This is a genomic window from Colwellia sp. PAMC 21821, from assembly GCF_002077175.1.
In the GTDB taxonomy this organism is placed as follows: Bacteria; Pseudomonadota; Gammaproteobacteria; order Enterobacterales; family Alteromonadaceae; genus Cognaticolwellia.
Window position 1 is genome coordinate 4237420 of sequence record NZ_CP014943.1, and the last position, 22051, is coordinate 4259470.

General features: G+C 36.3%; 12 protein-coding genes. 6 read left to right on the plus strand and 6 right to left on the minus strand.

Translation table 11 applies throughout. From position 1 onward, the window contains the following. Window positions 1-34: 34 nt before the first annotated feature. From A3Q33_RS17860 to A3Q33_RS17870, 3 genes are all read right to left on the minus strand, one after another. Window positions 35-1624 (minus strand): sulfatase family protein, encoded by a 1590-nt coding sequence (locus A3Q33_RS17860; protein ID WP_081181131.1) that lies wholly within the window; start codon window positions 1622-1624, stop codon window positions 35-37. A gap of 121 nt (window positions 1625-1745) precedes the next feature. After that, window positions 1746-3512 (minus strand): Ig-like domain-containing protein, encoded by a 1767-nt coding sequence (locus A3Q33_RS17865; protein ID WP_081181132.1) that lies wholly within the window; start codon window positions 3510-3512, stop codon window positions 1746-1748. Between the two features lie 123 nt (window positions 3513-3635). Further along, window positions 3636-7205, minus strand: a complete 3570-nt coding sequence (locus A3Q33_RS17870) for a TonB-dependent receptor (protein WP_081181133.1) — start codon at window positions 7203-7205, stop codon at window positions 3636-3638. Window positions 7206-7620: 415 nt separating this feature from the next. Here A3Q33_RS17870 and A3Q33_RS17875 point away from each other — a divergent pair, with 415 nt between their 5' ends. Both A3Q33_RS17875 and A3Q33_RS17880 read left to right on the plus strand, forming a co-directional pair. Then, a complete protein-coding gene (locus A3Q33_RS17875; protein WP_155866803.1) occupies window positions 7621-10122 on the plus strand; it encodes a glycoside hydrolase family 2 TIM barrel-domain containing protein in 2502 nt (833 codons plus the stop codon). Window positions 10123-10382: 260 nt separating this feature from the next. Further along, a complete protein-coding gene (locus A3Q33_RS17880; RefSeq protein ID WP_196797998.1) occupies window positions 10383-11729 on the plus strand; it encodes an MFS transporter in 1347 nt (448 codons plus the stop codon). A 133-nt stretch (window positions 11730-11862) separates the two neighbouring features. On the opposite strand, the gene A3Q33_RS17885 is transcribed toward A3Q33_RS17880, so the two are convergent. After that, the gene (locus A3Q33_RS17885; RefSeq protein ID WP_081181136.1) at window positions 11863-12864 is read right to left on the minus strand and encodes a LacI family DNA-binding transcriptional regulator; all 1002 of its coding nucleotides are present in this window, start codon (window positions 12862-12864) and stop codon (window positions 11863-11865) included. Window positions 12865-12967: 103 nt separating this feature from the next. Further along, a complete protein-coding gene (locus tag A3Q33_RS17890) occupies window positions 12968-13870 on the minus strand; it encodes a sialate O-acetylesterase (protein ID WP_081181137.1) in 903 nt (300 codons plus the stop codon). Window positions 13871-14255: 385 nt separating this feature from the next. On the opposite strand from A3Q33_RS17890, the gene A3Q33_RS17895 reads away from it, so the two are divergent. From A3Q33_RS17895 to A3Q33_RS17910, 4 genes are all read left to right on the plus strand, one after another. Beyond that, the gene (locus A3Q33_RS17895) at window positions 14256-16847 is read left to right on the plus strand and encodes a thrombospondin type 3 repeat-containing protein (RefSeq protein WP_231295722.1); all 2592 of its coding nucleotides are present in this window, start codon (window positions 14256-14258) and stop codon (window positions 16845-16847) included. 21 nt (window positions 16848-16868) lie between these two features. Beyond that, window positions 16869-17447 carry a PEP-CTERM sorting domain-containing protein gene (locus A3Q33_RS17900; protein ID WP_081181138.1) on the plus strand — a complete coding sequence of 193 codons (579 nt, stop codon included), beginning with the start codon at window positions 16869-16871 and terminating at the stop codon, window positions 17445-17447. Between the two features lie 158 nt (window positions 17448-17605). Further along, window positions 17606-19174: a thrombospondin type 3 repeat-containing protein gene (locus A3Q33_RS17905; RefSeq protein WP_081181139.1), complete on the plus strand. Its 1569-nt coding sequence runs from the start codon at window positions 17606-17608 to the stop codon at window positions 19172-19174. A 112-nt stretch (window positions 19175-19286) separates the two neighbouring features. Then, window positions 19287-20303 (plus strand): aldo/keto reductase, encoded by a 1017-nt coding sequence (locus A3Q33_RS17910; protein WP_081181140.1) that lies wholly within the window; start codon window positions 19287-19289, stop codon window positions 20301-20303. 165 nt (window positions 20304-20468) lie between these two features. Here the strand turns inward: A3Q33_RS17910 and A3Q33_RS17915 are convergent, their stop codons facing one another. Then, a complete protein-coding gene (locus A3Q33_RS17915; protein ID WP_081182756.1) occupies window positions 20469-22040 on the minus strand; it encodes a sulfatase family protein in 1572 nt (523 codons plus the stop codon). Window positions 22041-22051 lie beyond the last annotated feature (11 nt).

Consider the following 22051-nt stretch of genomic DNA (forward strand, 5'->3'; position numbering starts at 1 on the left):
TAACCAAATTACTTGGTTATAATGGTTATGCTGCTTAAAGATCATTAACTCGTTTACTTTGGTTTTCAATATTTACCATCTTTTGTTCTAATCTGGCGACAATGTCAGGGTGTTTGTGAGCTATATTGCTTTGTTCACTAGGATCAATGTCTAAGTTGTATAGTTGAACACCTGTAGAGGTACCGCTGTTTATATTCTTTTTGGTTTTAATAAATTTAGGCACACGATTCGCTGGGCGAATGTATTTCCAGTTATTTTCTCTAATGGCTAAGGTAAAAGGGGTTTCTTCAATTAACACATCACGGGCTTCTTCGTTAGCGTTGAAAAAACCGTTAAGTTTTTTCTGGCTATCAATAGCTTCATCGTTACCTAATTCAATATTGAGTAGTTGTGAAATAGAGGCATAAATATCAATTTGACTGGTCAATGAATCACTTACGCCAGCTTTAACTTGCTTAGGATAATATAGAATTAAGGGCACGCGAGTACCGCCTTCAAAAGCACTATATTTTCCGCCATTGTATACACCATTCGCTTTATGGTCGCCAATGAGTTTGAGTGCATCATCATCATAACCGTCAGTTAACACCGCGCCGTTATCCGAGGTAAAAATAACCAGGGTGTTATCTAATAAATCGAGTGCTTTAAGGTGATTAACAACTTCACCTGTTATCCAGTCCATTTGCACAATGGCATCGCCACGTACGCCCATTTTTGTTGCACCTTTAAATTTCTCATTGGGTACTCTTGGCACATGAATATCGTGGAATGAAAAAAATAAGAAAAAGGGTTTTTCTTGGTTGTTACTAATAAAGTTATTAGCTCTCTCTGTCAGCACTAATGGGAAATCTTCATCAACCCACTCAGCTGATTTTCCACCTTTCATCCAGCCTATTCTGCTAATACCGTTTATGATGCTTTTATCGTGTTGGCTATCGGCATTTTGGCGAAGTAGTTCTCTATTTTCGTAGCCGGTAGGGCGGTTACCTATTTTTTCTTGGTAATTGACATAAAGGGGATCATCCTTCGATAAATTTAGTACCTGATGATTTTCTAAGTACACGGTAGGAACACGATCGCCTGTTGCCGGTAGTAAAAAGCTATAGTCAAAGCCTATTTCTAAAGGCCCAGGTAACACATTACTATTCCAATCAATATCTTTTTTACCATCACCTAGCCCTAAATGCCATTTACCAACAACCGCCGTTTGATAGCCATTGTTTTTTAACATTTTAGGTAAAGTATTTTGTTCAGGAGAGATGACCATCGCAGCATCACCTTTTAATATTTTTACGTTTTTTCTAAAGGCATGTTCGCCTGTTAATAATGAATATCTTGATGGCGTACACGTTGCTGACGATGAATGTGCATCTGTAAAACGAATACCGTTTGCAGCAAGGGCATCAACATTAGGGGTGTTGACCTGTGTAGCGCCATAGCTACTTAAGTCACCCCAACCTAAATCATCAACATAAAAAATAACAATGTTAGGTTTATCCGTTGATTTTTGTTGGTTATCTTGCACTACTTCTGCTGAACAAGCACAAAGAACGCTTAATGATATGGCTAGAATTGAGGAGACTTTTACTTTGTTTAAATTAGTTAAATTAGTTAAATTTGACATGAGAAATCATTCTTATTTAGCGAGATTTAAAAGAGAGTTCTAAAATAATGTGCTTTAAATAGAGAAGGATCTCAATGTGAGATCCTTCTATTTAATTTACATATTATTTCGCATCACGGTATCAATTATTTAATTGGGCAATTGAAACATCATCAATATAAACATCAATAGGAGTGCTACCGTCAGTTGCGCTTGGCACAAAAATAATATCCCATTTCGCGCGGTCATTACCCCCAAAAGCAGCTACACCGAGAACATCTAATTCAACCAATTGCCAATCAGCATTTGCCGCTATCTCGATAGCATCAATACCTTGTTGGTCTAATAATGTATCAGTGAAGTCTCCACTTTCAGGTAAGAAGGTTTTTGTGGTATTTTTCATAATAGCATTTTCAATTTTAAATGAAGTTGCATTATTATTTTTAATCCAAAAAGAAACTTTAAAATCACCGCCTGCGGCTAACGATATATTGCCAATATTTCTTGCTGGGTTTTTATCGTATGCAACTAATACTGCATTAGTCCCTGTTGCAGCATCAGCTGTAAACTGTATTCCATCACTACCATGCTTACCGATACCTGCAATAACGTTGAATGCGCCTGTTCCATCAACAGTACCATCAGCGCCCGCACCGTTTCGCGCAAAACCATTAAGACTCTTAAACATATCTCTATTTTGCTGTGGAGCAGCCATTTTGAAGTTTTCATTCATCATTGGAGCATCTGCGCACATAGCATTTGTAAGCGTATTTATATCAACATCAACAGAGCTTGGCGGTGTAGAGCCATTTAATAATACTTCAGCCGCTTCTGAACTACCTTCGTTTACAGGAGAGAAATAAGCCTTTGCCTGTTTGGTAGTATCATCCAAAGTATCTAAAACATAATCAACCACGCTAGATGCTTCTGTACTGTTGTAGCTGTAAACAAAATCTCCACTAAAAGGTTGTGCATCATCTTGTTTAATTGGAGTGACAATAAAATTATATGATGTACAGGTTGGCACTGAAACTGTTCCTGTAACATTAGCTCCATTAAGTGTATTTAGCATAATGCTAGCGACATTTTTTGGTGGGTTGGTTACTGTGATAGTTACCGTTTCAGTTAAGCTAGGCATTTCAACAGACGTTACTGTTAATGTGGTTGAACCTAGTGCTAAACCGGTTAACATACCACTGTCATCAACACTTGCTATGCCGTTACTATCTGGAACAGACCAAGTAAAGTCTGTTCTCAAGTCTTGTCTTGCTGCATAGCTAGGTAAAATAGCAAGTGGCGCAACAATTGTGTCATCTAATGGCACATTAAAATCACTTAAGCTAATCGATTCAATAGGGTCGGGTAGCGCATTTATTTCTAATGTTAAAGTACGGCGATTTGGGTTTGCCTGCTTTTCTTCATCTGTACAATTTAAAGGATGTTGAGCCATGTTTGCACAGACGAATTGAAAACCATTATTTATCCAATAGCTAAGCGTGTAAACAGCGGCTTCACCACTGCGAATTTCTTCGTCAAATAAATAAGTATCAACAACTAATTTATTGTCATTTAAAAGAATAGGTGAATCGTTACTGCCAAAGCTTAAATTACGGTCTGCAGGGGTAACAGTCCATAATTCAGCAGTATCTTGAATGAATATTCCGGTAGAATCATCGGTGAGGGTAACGCCTCTAGAGCTGACACCTTGTAATAATTCTACTATTAAATAACGGTTTTCATCATTTTCATTATCGGTTTCAGTTGTACTGATTGTAAATGAGCGGCTTTGCATTTCTACTGCTTCATTTGAATCAAGATTGTAATTTAAACCTTCGTCAGCTCCGCAGCCAGCGAGAACTGTGCTAACAAAGGATGCTAAAATAGCTTTTTTTAGTAAGTTATTCTTCATCTTACTTCTCCAAATTTTTTTGCGTTAACTGCTTATACAAAGCAGGTACTTAATTTTATTACCCTTTATTTTTAGTGAGAAATATATTTTCATCGCTAAATAATAAAGGGTATTGGCGTATGACTAAAAAGAACCACGGATCCCAAGTCTGAACTGACGTCCAGTTTTGAATAGTTGTGTTGTTCTACTTGTATTTACGTTGTCCGTCATAGCGTTGCCTTCATCTAGTACTTCACCATTTATTACAAAGCCAGTGCTGGTTAAAAAGTTACGATTGGTGTCATCAGTTAAATTCAATGCTTGGAACGTTAAAGAAATTGTTTTATTTAACTTATAGCTAGAACTGAAATCTAAACGGCTTGTTGCATCTGACCATTCTGCCGCATTGCCATCGGCAATGTTTCTGTTAACCAGTTGAATTGAATTGTAACGATGTGCTAAACGCATCATAAAGCCATCTTTTTCCCAAAAAAGGGTGGTGTTGGCAGAATGTCTAGGTGTGTAGGGTTGTGGTAACGGGCTAACAGTTTTACCGGTTGTTACTGAGGTTTCTTTGTCAGACTCAGAATCAGCAAAAGTATAATTAACGCTTAGACCTAAACCTGAAAGAGCGCCAGGGAGAAAGTCATAAACTTGGGTGTAATTAAACTCTATACCTTGAGTTAATGCGCCTTTACCATTTCTTTTAACATCTAAAATTAGCGTGTGACAATTAAAGGTCCAAGCTTCAGAAAGGTTAGAGTGTGAACTACGATCTGGCATACAGGTTGAGCCATCAGCTAACTCTGTATATGGGGTCTCTTCCCACATTGGTAAGCCAGTAAATTCGTCAACTTTTTGTTCACCATCGTCCCCAAGTAGCGGTGTTGGTGTGAGCAATACATCGTCTAAGTTTTCTACACCTTCTAAATCATAGTTTGTTCTTAAATCCTTCCAAAGGTAGGTTTCAGCGATACTTTCAGTAAAGTTTTTCATGTCTTTACGAAAATAAGCAAAAGAAAGCAACCCAGACTCATTGAAGTACCATTCAAGCGATAAATCTAAGTTTTTTGATTCTAAAGGTTTAAGTGCTGTGTTGTTTATTTGTCCTGAACCGTTAACTTTAAAAATATCTTCATTAATATTTCCACTGGGTCTAGTATCGTCAAATCCAGGCCTAGCCATAGTTTTTGATGCAGAGAAACGACCGATTAGATCATCACTAAGTGCAAAGTTTAAATTTAAACTAGGCAAAAAAACATTATTACTTGCGCTGTCTTGATTTATTACACTTCGTTGTGAAGCATCAGTCCCTATAGGTTGTCCATTTAAAGTATTGTTAATGTTAGTAGAGCGATCAGCCCATGCTTTGATAGGATTTGTGGCATTGTTAGGAAAACGTCCATTTCTTCCGTTAGAATTTGAACTATTGTTATTAATACCAATTACATTACCTTGTGCATCATATACAACATCTAATATCTGATTGCCAAATGCTTGTAACTCGGGAGGTAAAATACCATTAACTAAATCACTTTTATGGAAGTCATAAAGAAATAACGCTTCGTAACAGGTACCCGGAGCAGGTAAATTGATTGGATATTCATTTTGATTGCCATTTGGGTAATCAAGTGGATTATCACCGCCATTTGTACTTAAGGTACAAGCTGGCAAATTTGTATTGGCAAGTTGTTGATTATAAATTAAACCACTAACATCATAAACATTGGCGTTACCTGGGTAATTAATTTTGGTATACGCTTCTGCCGCTGTTTTTGTTTTTACATAACGTAAGCCGACATTACCTGTCATAAAACCATCAAAATATTCAAAATTTAATTTTGTATATAATGCACTCACATCTTGTTCGATAACTCTTGAACCGGTTGAATCTTCTTTTGTACGAACGTCACGTCCATCGCCACTTGCATAAGCTAAAGCTTTGAATGGGTCTACTACGCCCCAACCATTTAGAAAGTCTTGACGGTTGCTTACAATGCCATCCATAAAATTATCTACTGGAAATGCACCACCACCTAAAACATCAACCATGCGTAAACTTGAAAGGCCACCCGGAATACTAATTTCTTCGCCGTTATCGTCAAGTAAACTTGTTGCGTCTGTAATGATCGTTCTTAATGAACTAACATCTTTTACTCTATTGGTGTATTTACCACCAAACTCTATTCTATTTACCCCTAAAAATTCAACATCCCAATCAAAATCTAAGAAAATTGATTTATTCGTGTCAGAGTTTTTATCAAGGTCTTGACTAACGTTTTGTACACTAAATAAGAAAGGGTCAAGTGGGTTAGTGGTATTCGGTGCTAAAGCGTTATTCGCTTGAATTGTGCCAGGTTGATAAAAAGAAAGCTGTTCGGCCACAACCAGATTACAAACACCAGATGAACAGTCAACACCAGATGGCTCTAAACTTGGAATATTAGGGGAGTTAGACACTAAAGGGGTATCTCGAGTATTCCCTTTTGGAATAAGTACTATATTCGCATTTTCTTTAGAGCCACTAGTTGTTCGTGAGTAGCCCATAGTTAAGTCAGCACTTAGTGTATCTGTTATTATTTGTTTTATGTTAAATGAAGCAAGCTTATTCTCAACTTCCTGCCCATCTAATTGACGATAAATACGGCCTTTTGAACGACGCATTAAACGTTTTTCTTGGGTATGTGTTTCTTGGTTTATTGTCCACCAATCTTCTTGTGGATCAGTATCTAAGTTTGGATCAGTCAAACCAAACTGCATGTTGTATCTGTGGTTATCTAGATCAATATCTTGTTTAGAATAATTTAAGTCAATTTGTACTTCTGTTGTTTCTGTTGGCAAAAATTGGATACCAGCAGTGGCTGATAAACGATCACGTTTATTAGAATTTAACTTATATTCAGCACTTGCTGGGGTTATAAATTCCGTTTCTGTGGTTATTAATTCACCAGTTCTAGAGTCGCGTGCTTTATTAGCAGCAGCAGAATGAACTTCATCATCCCATTCCATTTTGAATTCATCTACGCGCGTGCTTTGGGTTTCATCAGCGATAGTAAATATAAAACCTAAGTTGTCGTCCATAAATTTATCAGAGAAACTTGCTGAAATTTTACGATTAAACTCACCTGAGTAATCATTATAACGACCTTGTACTTCCACTGTTCGTTTAGGAGATTTGATAGATAAAGGTCTAACTGTTCTCAACACTATATTTGCGCCAAGTGAGCCTTCATCTTGGTCAGCAGAAGCTGTTTTTTGAACATCAATAGAAGATAAAATATCAGAAGAAAAAGAACTAAGGTCAACACTTTGGTCAGCAACTGCACCATCACCACTACCGCTTAAACCACTGGTTAATGCGATGCCATTCATTGATATTTGATTTAAAGCAGGGCCTGCACCACGTACTGATATTTTAGTGCCTTCTCCATCTTGCTCTTGAACCGTAACACCGGTAACACGCGATAGCGCATCGGCAATATTTTGATCTGTTGACTTACCTACATCTTCAGCATGAATGGAATCAACGACACCGTCAGAATAACGTTTTGCATTGATGGATTTTTTTAGACTGCTTTTGAACCCTGTTACTTCAATAACTTCAACTGCACTTTTTGGTTCTTTTTTCTCTTCATTCTCAGCAGCATTTGCGATAGGCAAAGCTAAAGATGCCAAGATTGAAATTGAAATGGCGTTCAACTTCATATATTTCATATCATATCTCCCCTCGTGAATTTTAAGTTCAAGCTTAATTCCACTTTACTTTTTATTGTTTAACTATAGCTGATTTATATATCCAACTTTTCAGATTAACCTTAAAGGTGGTTTAGCGCATTCCTTTGATTGATAATCGCACAAAGTTAAAAAAATATCTAGTTTTATTTAAAATCATATGATTTAACATATAATTAAATTAAATCTCTGTTATTTAAGGTTTATATTGTTATTTGTTGAGTTTTTCAATTTAAGCCCCAACTGTTAATATCCTTATTAGCTGGTCTTTATTGGTGTTTTTTTTAGAATTTAAGAGGTTTTTCGGTTTCCCTATTTATTTGTTTGTGTCATTATTCACTCATAGTAAGGTTTTCCTCTATTGAGGATAAATATAATTAGGTAACAAAAGATGGGTATGAACTACAAGTTAAAAGAATATAAGTTTTACAAGGTGTATAGTGCTACGCTTTTATTGTTATTTTCATTTAATTGCCTTTCTGTGCAAGATGTAACGACTAAACAGAGCTTTAATGATGGTTGGAAGTTTGCCAAAGGCGCAATAGCTGACGCAGAAAAAGAAAGCTTTAAAGATAGCAACTGGCAAGGTATTAAATTACCGCATGACTTAGCAATATTTGGTCCTTTTGATACAAAATATAATGCACGTACAGGTGGCTTACCTGTTTTTGGTACTTCGTGGTATCGAAAATCTTTTAATTTACCAACATTTGCGCAAGATAAATTTGTCACAATTACATTCGATGGGGTAATGGATAACTCTGAAGTTTATATAAATGGTCATTTTGTCGGAAAGCGTCCTTTTGGCTATATTGGATTTGCCTATGACATAACCCCCTTTTTAAATCCAATTGGGGATAATAATTTAATCGCGGTAAAGGTAGCTCCTGAAAACAATGCCGCTCGTTGGTACTCTGGCGCAGGTATTTATCGAAATACATGGATAGAAATTGACGATCAAGTTCATGTAGCAAAGTGGGGGACTTTTGTCTCAACTCCTGAAGTATCTAGAGATAAAGCAAAAGTAAATTTAAAAACTAAAGTTGTAAATAAAGGCGATGATGTTTCTATTACTTTAGTTCACACCGTAAAAAGTGAATTGGGTGATGTAGTTAAAAAAGTATCGCAAAACTATGAAATCAAAGCAAATAAAACAACTGAGTTAGCGCAAGAATTTATAATTTCAAATCCTATTTTGTGGGATGTTAATAATCCCCACAGATACCAAATTAGCACTGCCGTTATCAAAAATAATAAAACAGTGGATATCTACTCAACTCCACTAGGTGTTAGGCATATTGAGTATAAGCCTGATGATGGTTTTTGGTTGAATTGGCGACGAGTTCAAATTCAAGGGGTAAGCTTACATCATGATAATGGCCCTTTAGGTGCGGTTGTTAATAAGCGTGCAATTGAGAGAAAATTTGAAATAATGCAGGACATGGGCGCGAACTCTGTGCGTACTACACATAATCCACCATCACCTGAGTTAGTTGAGTTAGCCGATAAGATGGGTATTTTATTGCAAGTTGAAGCGTTTGATATGTGGAAAATTCAAAAACCAACTATAGATAATGGCTACCAAAAATACTTCGATGAATGGCATGAGCGTGATTTGCGCGATATGATCATTCAACATCGCAATAATCCCTCTGTAATCATGTGGAGCTCAGGTAATGAAGTGATGGAGCAAAGGGAGAGTGACGGTGCTGTAATCACAAAACATTTAACCGATATTATGCATGATGAAGACCCTACACGTTTAGTGACCAATGGTTTAAGTATGTACCCTGATTTTCTAGATAATAAGCTGGGTGACGAACTCGATATTGTTGGTTTAAATTACAAGGCTTATAAATATGCGGAAATTAAAAAGCAACATCCAGATTGGATTCTATTAGGTACTGAAACATCTTCTGTTGTGAGCACTCGAGGCGTTTATCACCTACCCATTGAAAAATACAAAAAACACGAATCAAAGTATGTTTCTAGCTATGATGTGATAACCCCACCTTGGGCTTATATCCCTGATATTGAATTTGAAAACTTAAAGAATAACCCTGCCGTTATGGGAGAGTATATCTGGACAGGATTTGATTATTTAGGTGAACCAACACCGTATGGCGGCAGAGACCATAGCAATAAAGGTTATTGGAATGGTGATTGGCCTGCTAGAAGCTCTTCTTTTGGTGCAGTGGATTTAGTTGGATTACCTAAAGATAGATTTTACTTATATCAAAGTGAGTGGACTAAAAAACCTATGGTTCATTTATTGCCTCATTGGAATTGGGAACATAAAATGGGTGAAGAAATCCCTGTTGTTGCTTATACCAATGCTGAATCTGTTGAGTTATTTGTTAATGGTAAATCTATGGGGAAAAAAGTTAAAGGTGTTGATACCGTAACGTTACCTGTTAAATTAAAGCATGATAAATCAGTGACACATTTTGAGTCTAAATATAGAGTGATGTGGAATGTGAAGTATCAACCAGGAGCCATTAAAGTTATTGCGTACAACGGTGATGAAGCTGTAGCTGAGAAAGAAATAAAAACGGCAGGTTTACCATATCAGATAGAATTAGTACCCGATCGTCATGAAATTAATGCAGATGGTGAAGATTTATCTTATGTTACTGTTTTAATCAAAGATAAAGACGGAAATTTATGCCCCAATGCTGACAATAAAGTAATCTTTACTGTTGAAGGCGCAGCGGTTATTGAAGGGGTAGGTAATGGTGATTCTGCAACGGTTGAGCCTTTTAAAGCAGACTATAGAAGAGCTTTTTATGGTAAAGCGATGCTTATTATTAAAAGTAAAGAAGAAGAGCAGGGGGTTATTAAAATAAGAGCCTATTCAGATCGATTAGTAGCGGCCGAGATCAACTTAAAAAGTATTTAATTTTAAATAAAGACCCTGTAACAGATTTCATGACAGGGTCTTATTAAACGTTGTAATAGTTGGTGCTTATCAAATCGAACCTATAACTGATTTTGTATAACTGCCCGCTCGATAGATAGCTTGATGTCGAGCAGGTATAAACTAGTATCTATAAGTTTCTAAGCTTAAGTAATTTATTTTATATAAATTTCTGCCATTCCTCGCTATATTTAATCTATATCAATTGCACACACACTCTTTTTTTATTTATGAATGAGCTTATGCCAGTCCAAGAAAAATCAGTAAAGCTTCAACAAAGAATCATTTTAGGCTTTGGCTTTTTAGCTATATTCTTTTCTCACCAGGGCTTGAGTATTTTTGCCACCCCTTATTATCAAATGACGCTGGGTGTTGATCCCATGTGGCTTGCCCTCGGCATAAAGTTACCTGCTATTGTTGTTATTTTTTTTGCACCCTATATTGGCAATCTTTCAGATATATGTCGTTCTAGGTATGGACGCAGAAGACCATTTTTAATGGTGTTTCCTTGGCTTAGTTGTGTATGTTTTGGTTGTATTTGGATGGTCCCAACGTCTTGGAGTATTAATACACAAGTTAGCTATTTTTTAGTCATGGTTACGCTATTTTATTTCGCTAATTCGTTATGGGTGATCCCACTTAAGTGTTTAACCTATGAAGCGTCGACAAACAGTCAGGAAAGAACGTCGATACTAGCATTTGTAGCTTACTTCTTTAAATTTGGAGGTATTACCTATCAATGGTTATTTCCACTGGCACAACTCAGTATTTTTGGCGGGGTAGTAATTGGTATTAAGTATGTCGGCTGGGGAATAGCGCTTATTTGTATCGGATTATTCGGCATGCTTCCTGGGCTTTTTATAAAAGAACGAAGCTATAAAAGCCAAAAGAAGAATAAGTCAATTTCAATTATGGCGAGTATAAAAGCAGTGCTCGAAATGCGGAATATGCGTATATTATTATTGATCATTATAACGCAGTTTATGCTCGGCTCTTTAGCAGCAAATATTGATTATTATGTGTTAGTTTATTACATGAACGATGGTGATATAGCTCAAGGTGCTATTTCAAAAGGCATATTATCTAGTAGTTATGCTGTAATGGGATTTGTTTCTGTAGCGGTGATAACCAAGTTATCTGCTAAATATGGCAAGCGACAAACACTCATTTGGGTTTATACATTAGGTGTTTTTGGCGGAATCATGAAATGGTTTATTTATCAGCCAGGCCAAGAATGGTTTTTAATTTTAGACGCATTGTTATGTGTTAGTGTCTGGCCTTCATTAGGGGTACTTGTTTCCTCTATGATCACTGACTTAATTGACTCAGATGAAAAAAAGCATGATTTAAGAAGAGAAGGTATATTTGTTTCTGTGCAAATGTGGACTTTACAAATCACTATAGCGATATCAGCTATTTTTTCAGGAGCAGCATTAAACTGGATTGGTTTTGATGCTGAATTAGCTAGTGCTCAAACAGATTCGAGTATTATGTGGATGAGAATATTATTAGCTGGAGGGACTATTCTATCAGCCTTAATATGTTTAATTCTTGCTAAGCAATACGATTTAGATGAACGTAAAGTATAAATCGGTAGGTAGTTAATTAGTTAATTAGTTAATTAGTTAATTAGTTAATTAGTTAATTAGTTAGTTAGGTAAATTTGGTTTTACCTAACTACACAAGCAATCATTTCGACAATGATAACCAACAGAAGAGTAATTAAGATATATCTTTTACTGAATCTCTTTCAACTAATGTTGCCATAAATTGATGAGATTGATTTACCGGCTTTTTATCATTATGAGTTAATTGTATGGACAATTGAGTGGCGTATTGTCCCATGTCATAAATTGGGTAGTGCATTGTCGTCAGACCTGGTCTGCTTGTGGATGCAATTAGCACGTCATCAAAACCCATTACTGATACATCTTCAGGGACCTTAATACCCATATCTTGTAATTCATTCATCGCCCCAACAGCCATCATGTCATTGTAGGCAATAAGCGCGGTAAATTCTGCTTTACTATTAATTAACTCTCTAGCCAATTTTTTCCCACCGTCTAATGATGGAATTCCTTCTTTAATGCAGTCAGCACTTATTTGTATGCCTTTACTAGCATAAAAATGTGTGATCCCAAAAAGTCGATCGAACGCATCAGAAATGCCTCTATCACTATTGATGATAGCAATTTTTCTATGTCCTTTATTATATAAAAACTCTGCGGCAGTGCGTCCTGCAGAAGAATTGTCTAACCAGACACAACGTGAAGATACTTCACTGATATGACGGTTGATAACAACTAATCCTGGGGTGTCTTCAACAAGGGTTAAAATTTCTTTTTGCGGTAACATTTTATTGTGTAGAATTATATTCTCACAGCCGAGTTCTTTTAAAGAGTCTATTGCATTGAACACGGTGTTTTTATCGTTAGAGTTACTCATTAGTACTCTATATTTTTCACTTAAGGCGGCATCTGAAACGCCTGTAGATAAACTCCCATAAAAAGGACTTGAAAAGTTAGGCGTAACTATGCCCATAAGTTCAGTCTTTTGACCCGCTAATGCACGGGCATTAATGTTAGGGCGATAGCCTACTTCATCAATTATTTTCTGAACTTGTTTACGACATTTATTACCTACTTTTCCTTTACCATTAATCACTCGAGATACTGTCGTAGGTGATACATTAGCAATTTTCGCTATCTCTTTTATTGTGATCATAATAACCTTTGATATTTGCAAATTTAGGGGTTTATCTAACTAATTTGGATATATAACAAAATTAACAAGATAAGTCGATATAAAGAGTAGATTTAAGTAATTTTTAGTTAAATTTCATTAACATTTTAGCAAATTCTTTACCTAGCCTAACTTGGCCTTCAGTGTTGTAGTGAACATTGTCATGTTTAGGATAATCTAACCAATTAGAATTTATACTGGTATTAACTATATCAACGTTTACATCTTCATCAGCAATAACTTGCATGGCATTTCGTACAATTTCAGGTCCTTGCTTGAATTTACCGTAAGTTGAATTTATTTGGCCTATAACAAAAGGTTTAAAATTAAATTTATGTCGAAGTTCTTTAATTAGATCCGTTAGATTTTGTTGATAACCTATGGCTGAAAACTCTTTCGATGCGTCATTCTCACCTTGTAGCCAAACCATACCGATAATTTTATAAGGCTGCTTTTGATTATCTAAAAGGGTAAGTTGTTTATTAATGTTTTCACTGAACATGGAAAATAAAGGTAAATTTTCTTTATAACCTTTCTCTGCTTTTATTGCGTTAGCTTTAGTCCAATATGGGTTCCAGGCACCATAAAGCGAAGTGCCACCATAAGCCGTTTTTAGTAATAAAAAACGTTTATTAGGGTAGGCCTCTGCAAGTGTTAAACCTATTAGCATTTCAGGTCCAAATGTTTTATATGCACCGTACTTTTTCTTATGATAATCAGATGTTTTATAGGTTAATGGTCCCGCTTCTTCATCTCTTAAGGCATATTGAACTCTGTTCTTAGTGGCGGTGATTCTGTTTTTAATCGCTTGTGATAACTCATCATAGTTGCCAGCTCCTTCCATATTTGATTGCCCCGCTAATAAAACCACATTAATTACTTGGCTGGTTTTATCTACTTCAACATTGGAGTTATTAGTGCAGGCAACAGTGGTAAAAAGTAACCCTAAACAGAAAAATATATAATTATTTTTTATATAACACACCATAAAAAAAGCCTTTTTAACATTTAAAACATAATTCAATTAAACAATATATCATTTTTAATATATGTTTTAAATACCCATTTAGGTTTATCGTTAAACTTAATTGCTTTTGGTTTATCTGTTTATTACACTTATGTATAAATATTTATTCCTAAATTATATCAATGTCTTATGGTTTTTATTTTGTTTTGTTATATTTTTTAATTTATTTTGTTTCTGATGTATTTGATTTTATATTACTGAAAACACTAAAAAGGGAAAGCGGTTGACCTTGTGTTATAAATAACCAATAATGCAAATAGTAAGTTATACCAAGGGAACAAAATTTACAAAATTTAAAAAACCTAAATAAGCTTAAAAGCATAATTATTATAATGAAGGGTTCAATATGAAAAAAATAGCAATATTGGTGACAGCACTTGCAAGTATGACTTGCCAGGCCGAGAGGTTAGCAGACAACGAAAATCGATTTTATAATCCAGCATTAATTCCTATCAATGAATTACCTATTACCTTAACGGGAGACAACTCTGCTTTAGACAGTGATTTACTGAATCAACAAATTATGCAACTTTCCGCTGATGGTGGTGGCACTATAAAAATTAGTGACGGTCAATACTACTTAAAAGACATTCGCTTGAAATCTAATGTGCACTTAGCATTTACATCTAATTCAACGCTATTACCTTTCTTGGACGAAAGTGCGACAGGTAAAAATATTATTATGTTTCATATGGGTAACCAGCAACATGTAGAAAATGTTGCGGTTACCACTACGGCTGAAGACTCTGAAGATAGTAGTCAATGGTTGAGCGTGAATATACCTAAAGGCGATTATAACGGTGTTAAAGTTTTTGAGGTGAGTGATGCAAAAAACTTTAAAATATCAGGCATAAAAATTAACGATACTTATTCTAAATTTTCAGGCGTTGTATTGAATTTACCTGACAGTTTACAGATTGCTGATATACCAACCAATGGCATAGTTAAAAATGTCAGCATAGAGAATGCACATGTTGGTTATGGGTTGGTGCAAACGCAAACAGGTAGAACGGTGCTCTTTAAAAACTTAGCAGGTAAGGGCGGTGTAACGCTAAGATTAGAAACAGGTGTTAGAGAAGTTAACCTAGTAAATATTGGCACGCTTAACGACATTGTAGGTCGTAATATTAAGATTGTTAATGGCGATACTGCCATGGTTACTTCGCCGCATAGAGTTGATCAAGGTATTATTGATGTTGAAGGTATTACGGCAATTAACTCTACTTATGCCGTGCGTGTTGCAAAAGGTTTTTTAGATAATAAACCGGGTACCGTTGACAATTTAGGTAGTTTTGATAGCCGCTCTTATATTGGCGGTATAACCGTTCAAGGTGGAGAGTTAGCGCAAGTTAAAGGTAAAGATTTACCCTTTTTTGCTTGTGAAGAAAGAAATGAAATTCGTACTAGCTGTCGTTATCCAGATTTTGAATCGTATTCAGGTCGTTCTATTGGTGTAATTAACGATATTGCCAATGTAGCCTCTGGTTGTATTGGCGGTGAAGATAATGGTTGTTATGAAATTAATTATGGTCCAATCACGCGGTTAAATGATGCATTTTTACACAGTGAAAATTTCACTTTAAATAGCATGAAAATAAGAGGCTGTAGCTTAGCCGACTTACCTGTGCCTGAGGTGTCGTGTCCAATTTTTGATGATCAAGATGGCGATGGATTTTCTGATGTTTTGGATAATTGTGTGTCGACCTTTAACCCGATGCAAAAAGATTCAGATAACAACGGTGTTGGCGATCTTTGTCAAGTTGATGCAACAGATACTGATGGCGATGGTGTATTAGATGTAGATGACGCTTTCCCAGAAAACCCTGATGAAACACTCGATACGGATAACGATGGTATTGGAAATAATGCAGATCCTGATGATGATAATGACGGTCGAAAAGATACGGTAGATGCCTTCCCACTTGACCCGACAGAAAAGTTTGATTCTGATGGTGATGGTATTGGTAATAAAGCTGACAAAGACGATGATAATGATGGTGTTCTCGATAAGGATGATGCTTTCTATTTAGATGCAACCGAATGGCTTGATACCGATGGTGATGGTATAGGTAATAATGCAGATACCGATGATGATAATGACGGTGTTGAAGATGCCTTAGATGCTTTTCCGTTAGATCCGACTCGAAGTGAAATTGCAATTATTGATGCCGATGGTGATTTAGTTGCTGATGAATCTGATAATTGTCCTGCTATTGCAAATGCAGATCAACTTGATACTGATTCAGATGGTTTAGGTGATGTTTGTGATCCAGACGATGACAATGATGGTACTGACGATGCGCTTGATGCCTTTCCGCGTGATGCCTCTGAAACTGTAGATACCGATCTTGATGGCATCGGAAATAATGCTGATCCTGATGATGATAACGATGGTCGTAAAGATACCTTAGATGCCTTCCCATTAGACCCTAATGAAAAATTTGATAATGACGGTGATGGTATTGGCAATAAAGCCGACAAAGACGATGATAATGACGGCGTATTAGATAAGGATGATGCCTTCTATTTAGATGCTTCAGAATGGCTTGATACCGATGGTGATGGTATAGGAAATAATGCTGATACTGATGATGATAATGACGGTGTATTAGATAAGGATGATACATTCTCTTTAGATGCCTCTGAATGGCTTGATACCGATGGTGATGGCATGGGCAATAATGCAGACACCGATGATGATAATGACGGTGTAGAAGATAACATGGACGATTTCCCATTTGATCCTGTTTACGGTGTTTTAGGTGATTTTGATGGCGATAACGACGTTGACCGTAAAGATATTTCATATTTTGTGCGCGCCATAGGAAACCCTGCGCTTGTTCGAATCGAGTTTGATTTTAACGGTGATGGCAGAGTACATCAAAGTGATGTTAGCCGATTACGCAGCTTGTGTACCCGAACTCGTTGTTCTGAATAGTCATTAACCAGGGATTTTATTATGAAAAATGTAATGTTAACTTTCTGTTTGCTTGTGTGTAGTTTTCATAGCGTTGCTGGGCTTATTGTTAATTCAGACGCTGACAATTATGCCATTGGGGACACCATTAACATCAACCTGAGTTTAGAAAAAAATGAACCGATAAGTAATTTGCTCGATAAAAATTTCGATATGGCTACTTACTTTATGTTTTCAGACAACAAGGGCACTTTTGATTCAGCGTATTTATCTGGTCTATACACTACCGATGTAGATGCTGATCCAATTGTATCATTTGACAGTTTATTTAAGGAATGGACCTATAGCTTAAGCACTTATGGCAGCCAAGCTCCTTTTTCACTGACCGATATGGTGCTTGGTTTGGGGACATTAAGTTTTGTTGCTACTGAAATAGGAAGGTTCGATTTTAATGTTTCTTATTTCTTTATCAGTGATTCACCAGGTTACTTTGACCAGGCTTTTGACATCCAACACTCAGTACAAATTGTTGCGAATGAAGTTCCAGAGCCTGCGAGTATTGCTTTGTTTGCTTTTGCGTTTGCTGCTTTATATAGGAAACCTAAAAAGCACTCGTTTTAGCATTAATTGAATAATTCAAACGATAATATCCAACCTAGCGCTTTGATAAGCGTTAGGTTTTATTTTTTCCTACAGGCTCAATTTTATTTACTTTATTAGAATATAAAAAACCTCTAATAAGGCTAAAAGCTCAAAGTAACAATAAGAAAGGGTACAATATGAAAACTATTGCGATATTGGCAACAGCGTTGGTAAGCATGACGTGCCAAGCGGAACGATTAACAGACAACGAAGAGCGTTTTTATACCGATCTGATCCCGACCTATGAGTTATCTGTAGAGTTAAGTGGAGACAATTCATTTCTTGATAGTGAGTTACTGAATCAACAAATCATTCAACTGTCGGCCGATGGTGGTGGTACTTTACAAATAGGTGACGGTCAATATTACTTAAAAGACATTCGCTTGAAATCTAATGTGCACTTAGCATTTACATCCAATTCAACGCTATTACCTTTCTTGGACGAAAGTGCGACTGGTAAAAATATTATTATGTTCCATATGGGTAACCAGCAGCATGTAGAAAATGTAGCTGTTACCACTACTGCTGAAGACTCTGAAGACTCTGAAGATAGTAGTCAATGGTTGAGCGTTAATATACCCAAAGGCGATTATAACGGTGTTAAAGTTTTTGAGGTGAGTGATGCAAAAAACTTTAAAATATCAGGCATAAAAATTAACGATACTTATTCTAAATTTTCAGGCGTTGTTTTGAATTTACCTGACAGTTTACATATTGCTGATATACCGACCAATGGCATAGTTAAAAATATCAGCATAGAGAATGCACATGTTGGTTATGGGTTGGTGCAAACGCAAACAGGTAGAACGGTGCTCTTTAAAAACTTAGCAGGTAAGGGCGGTGTAACGCTAAGATTAGAAACAGGTGTTAGAGAAGTTAACCTTGTAAATATTGGCACGCTTAACGACATTGTAGGTCGTAACATTAAGATTGTTAATGGCGATACTGCCATGGTTACTTCGCCGCATAGAGTTGATCAAGGCATTATTGATGTTGAAGGTATAACAGCAATTAACTCTACTTATGCTGTGCGTGTTGCAAAAGGTTTTTTAGATGATAAACCAGGTACCGTTGATAATTTAGGTAGTTTTGATAGTCGCTCTTATATTGGCGGTATAACCGTTCAAGGTGGAGAGTTAGCGCAAGTTAAAGGTAAAGATTTACCCTTTTTTGCTTGTGAAGAAAGGAATAAAATTCGTACTAGCTGTCGTTATCCAGATTTTGAATCGTATTCAGGTCGTTCTATTGGTGTAATTAACGATATTGCCAATGTAGCCTCTGGTTGTATTGGCGGTGAAGATAATGGTTGTTATGAAATTAATTATGGTCCAATCACGCGATTAAATGATGCATTTTTACACAGTGAAAATTTCACTTTAAATAGCATGAAAATAAGAGGCTGTAGCTTAGCCGACTTACCTGTGCCTGAGGTATCGTGTCCAATTTTTGATGATCAAGATGGCGATGGATTTTCTGATGTTTTAGATAATTGTGTGTCGACCTTTAACCCGATGCAAAAAGATTCAGATAACAACGGTGTTGGCGATCTCTGCCAAGTTGATGCAACAGACACTGGCGGCAATATTGAAGTTTTAGCAGGAGAGGTTATTGAAGTGGTTAAAGAGGATGAATCGTCGGCAGGAACAATGTCAGTATTATTCACAGGATTATTATTGTTATCATTGTTTCGTCGGCTAAACGGCTAAAACTATTTTAGATTGATTAATATACAGAATTTTAAAATAGCGATAGAGCTATATTTATATTGAGCTTATACTCATATTTTCCTACAAATGTTAAATGCCTTAGGAGGCAGCTGTGATCACTCATCAACCTAACTCAATTTATGCAGCTAACATAGATAGATACAAAAACATGCCTTATCTACGCTGTGGAAACAGTGGTATAAAACTACCAAGGTTATCTTTGGGATTATGGCAAAATTTCGGCTCCTGCAACGCTTATGAAAATGCCCGTGGCATGATACAAACCGCTTTCGATTCAGGGATTAATCATTTTGATTTAGCGAATAATTATGGTCCACCTTATGGCGCAGCTGAGTCAACATTTGGGCAGGTATTTAAACAAGATTTAAGCCCTTACAGAGATGAGTTATTTATCTCAAGTAAAGCTGGGTATGATATGTGGCCAGGTCCTTTTGGCGATGGCGGGTCACGTAAGTATTTAGTGTCAAGTTGCGATCAAAGCTTAAAACGCACAGGACTTGATTACTTCGATGTTTTCTATCACCACAGAATGGATATTGAAACGCCACTTGAAGAGACGATGCAAGCCCTAGACTATATTGTCCGTTCAGGTCGAGCGCTTTATGTAGGTATTTCTAATTACCAACCAGCGCAAACAAAAAAAGCCATAGAGATATTAAATAGTCTAGGTACGCCATTATTAATTCATCAGCCAAGATATAATATGTTCGATCGTTGGATTGAAAATGGATTAACTGATGTATTAAAAGAAAATGGCATTGGCTCTATTGTTTTCTCTCCGCTTGCTCAAGGGTTATTAACCAATAAGTACCTTAATGACATTCCAAAAAATTCAAGAGCTCACAGTAAAGACATCATCCACTTAAGTGAAGAGCATATTACTGCAGAAAAAATGACTAAGGTACGGGCGCTGAATGAACTGGCTATACTGCGTGGGCAAAGTTTAGCTCAAATGGCAATCGCATGGACGTTAAATAATGACGCAGTAACGACGTGTTTAATCGGCGCAAGTTCGAAAGAACAAATTATTGATTCCGTAAAAGCAATGAGTAAATTAGATTTTACCATGGATGAGTTAACAGCTATTGAGGGCATTATTAAAGAATAGAATATGAGCGCAATTATGTCCTTTGGGACCCTTTAACAAAATCTGTTACAGGGTCACTATTGGTCTTTATATATTATATTTCAAGGTGGTTATTGTGTGTTTATATTTTTACAAAGTAGAACTTTTCATGCGGTGTAACGAATTACATGCCTTAGGATATTAATTTTACCGCTCTGTTTTGTTTAATATTTGTTGTATTATTTTTTTCATTTTTATTGAGCGTTTAGGATCTTGTTTCGCAAGGTTTATCGTTTCTTCAACATCAGTCTCTAAATTAAATAATTGCACTTCAGCTAAATAGCCACGTTCAACATTATTACCGTTAACCGGCCTCATTTTTCTTTTAGATTTTTTGCCTTTCTTCGCTCTTTTACTGATTTGAATGTACTTCCAATTGTTTTCCCTTAACGATAAAGCACCGGGGGACTCTTCAATTAATAGCCTACGTGCAGATTTACTTGCATCAAAAAAAGCAGCTAAATGGTTTTCACTGTCAATTGCTTCATCTTTTGCTAGGTCTACTTTAACTAACTTTGCTAATGAAGCATAAATATCAATTTGGCTCATCAAGGCATCACTTACACCCGGTTTAACTGCATTAGGGTAATGAATGATTGTAGGAACGCGGGTGCCGGCTTCATAAGCACTGTACTTTGAGCCTCTGTATATGCCGTTCGGCTTATGATCGCCAAGTAATCTAATAGAATCATCATAATAACCATCATGTACAACAGCACCGTTATCACTGGTAAAGATAACCAAGGTGTTATCTAAAATACCGACTGATTTTAGTTTATTGACAATTTGACCTGTGATCCAATCCATTTGAACAATGGCATCGCCTCTTGGTCCCATATCCGTTTTTCCCTGAAATATTTTATTAGGTAATCGAGGAACATGAATGTCATGAAAAGAAAAAAATAAGAAGAAAGGGGACTTTTTATTTTTTTCTATAAATTGATTGGCTTTATTGGTAAAAACTGAATAAAAATCTTCATCTTTCCATTCAGCGCTTTTACCACCTTTCATCCATCCCATGCGGCTAACACCATTAATAATCGACTTATTATGTATAGTATCGGAAGTTTGTTGTTTTAAAAGTGCAGGGTAATTTTCGCCTGTAGGACGTTCGCCTATCTTTTTTATATAACTAACAGATAGAGGGTCTTCTTTAGATAAATTAAGCACATGATGATTTTCTAAATACACAGTAGGCGTTCGGTCACCTGTGGCAGGTAACAAAAAGCTGTAATCAAATCCTATTTCTAAAGGACCTGGTGATACCTTATTATTCCAATCAACGTTGCCATCACCCAGTCCTAAATGCCACTTGCCAATAACCGCATTGGTATAGCCAGCTTTACTTAGCATTTTAGGCAGTGTTGGTTTCTCTACCGAGATTATTAACGGTGCATCTCCCTTTAATATTTGCGCTTTATTTCTAATCGCATGCTCACCGGTTAATAATGAATACCGTGAAGGTGTGCATGTTGAAGATGAACTATGAGCATCAGTAAAGCGTATGCCATTTTTTGCAAGCTCATCAATATTAGGTGTATTCACGCTTGTTGCGCCATACGAACTAATATCACCATAACCTAAATCGTCTACATAAAAGATTACAATATTAGGTTTAGTTTGTACCGAAATATCATCTTTAGCTAAAGCGAAATTAGTACTTAACGCTATCGTTGCAATAAGTACATTTATACACATGCTTTTTATTGGTATATTCATTAATGGGTCCA

What these genes read in the sequence shown, in the direction of transcription:
- A3Q33_RS17885 (WP_081181136.1), bottom strand. Translation starts at nt 12,864, where the DNA reads ATGATCACAATAAAAGAGATAGCGAAAATTGCTAATGTATCACCTACG.
- A3Q33_RS17905 (WP_081181139.1), top strand. Translation starts at nt 17,606, where the DNA reads ATGAAAACTATTGCGATATTGGCAACAGCGTTGGTAAGCATGACGTGC.
- A3Q33_RS17860 (WP_081181131.1), bottom strand. Translation starts at nt 1,624, where the DNA reads ATGTCAAATTTAACTAATTTAACTAATTTAAACAAAGTAAAAGTCTCC.
- A3Q33_RS17875 (WP_155866803.1), top strand. Translation starts at nt 7,621, where the DNA reads ATGAACTACAAGTTAAAAGAATATAAGTTTTACAAGGTGTATAGTGCT.
- A3Q33_RS17890 (WP_081181137.1), bottom strand. Translation starts at nt 13,870, where the DNA reads ATGGTGTGTTATATAAAAAATAATTATATATTTTTCTGTTTAGGGTTA.
- A3Q33_RS17915 (WP_081182756.1), bottom strand. Translation starts at nt 22,040, where the DNA reads ATGAATATACCAATAAAAAGCATGTGTATAAATGTACTTATTGCAACG.
- A3Q33_RS17865 (WP_081181132.1), bottom strand. Translation starts at nt 3,512, where the DNA reads ATGAAGAATAACTTACTAAAAAAAGCTATTTTAGCATCCTTTGTTAGC.
- A3Q33_RS17880 (WP_196797998.1), top strand. Translation starts at nt 10,383, where the DNA reads ATGCCAGTCCAAGAAAAATCAGTAAAGCTTCAACAAAGAATCATTTTA.
- A3Q33_RS17900 (WP_081181138.1), top strand. Translation starts at nt 16,869, where the DNA reads ATGAAAAATGTAATGTTAACTTTCTGTTTGCTTGTGTGTAGTTTTCAT.
- A3Q33_RS17870 (WP_081181133.1), bottom strand. Translation starts at nt 7,205, where the DNA reads ATGAAATATATGAAGTTGAACGCCATTTCAATTTCAATCTTGGCATCT.
- A3Q33_RS17895 (WP_231295722.1), top strand. Translation starts at nt 14,256, where the DNA reads ATGAAAAAAATAGCAATATTGGTGACAGCACTTGCAAGTATGACTTGC.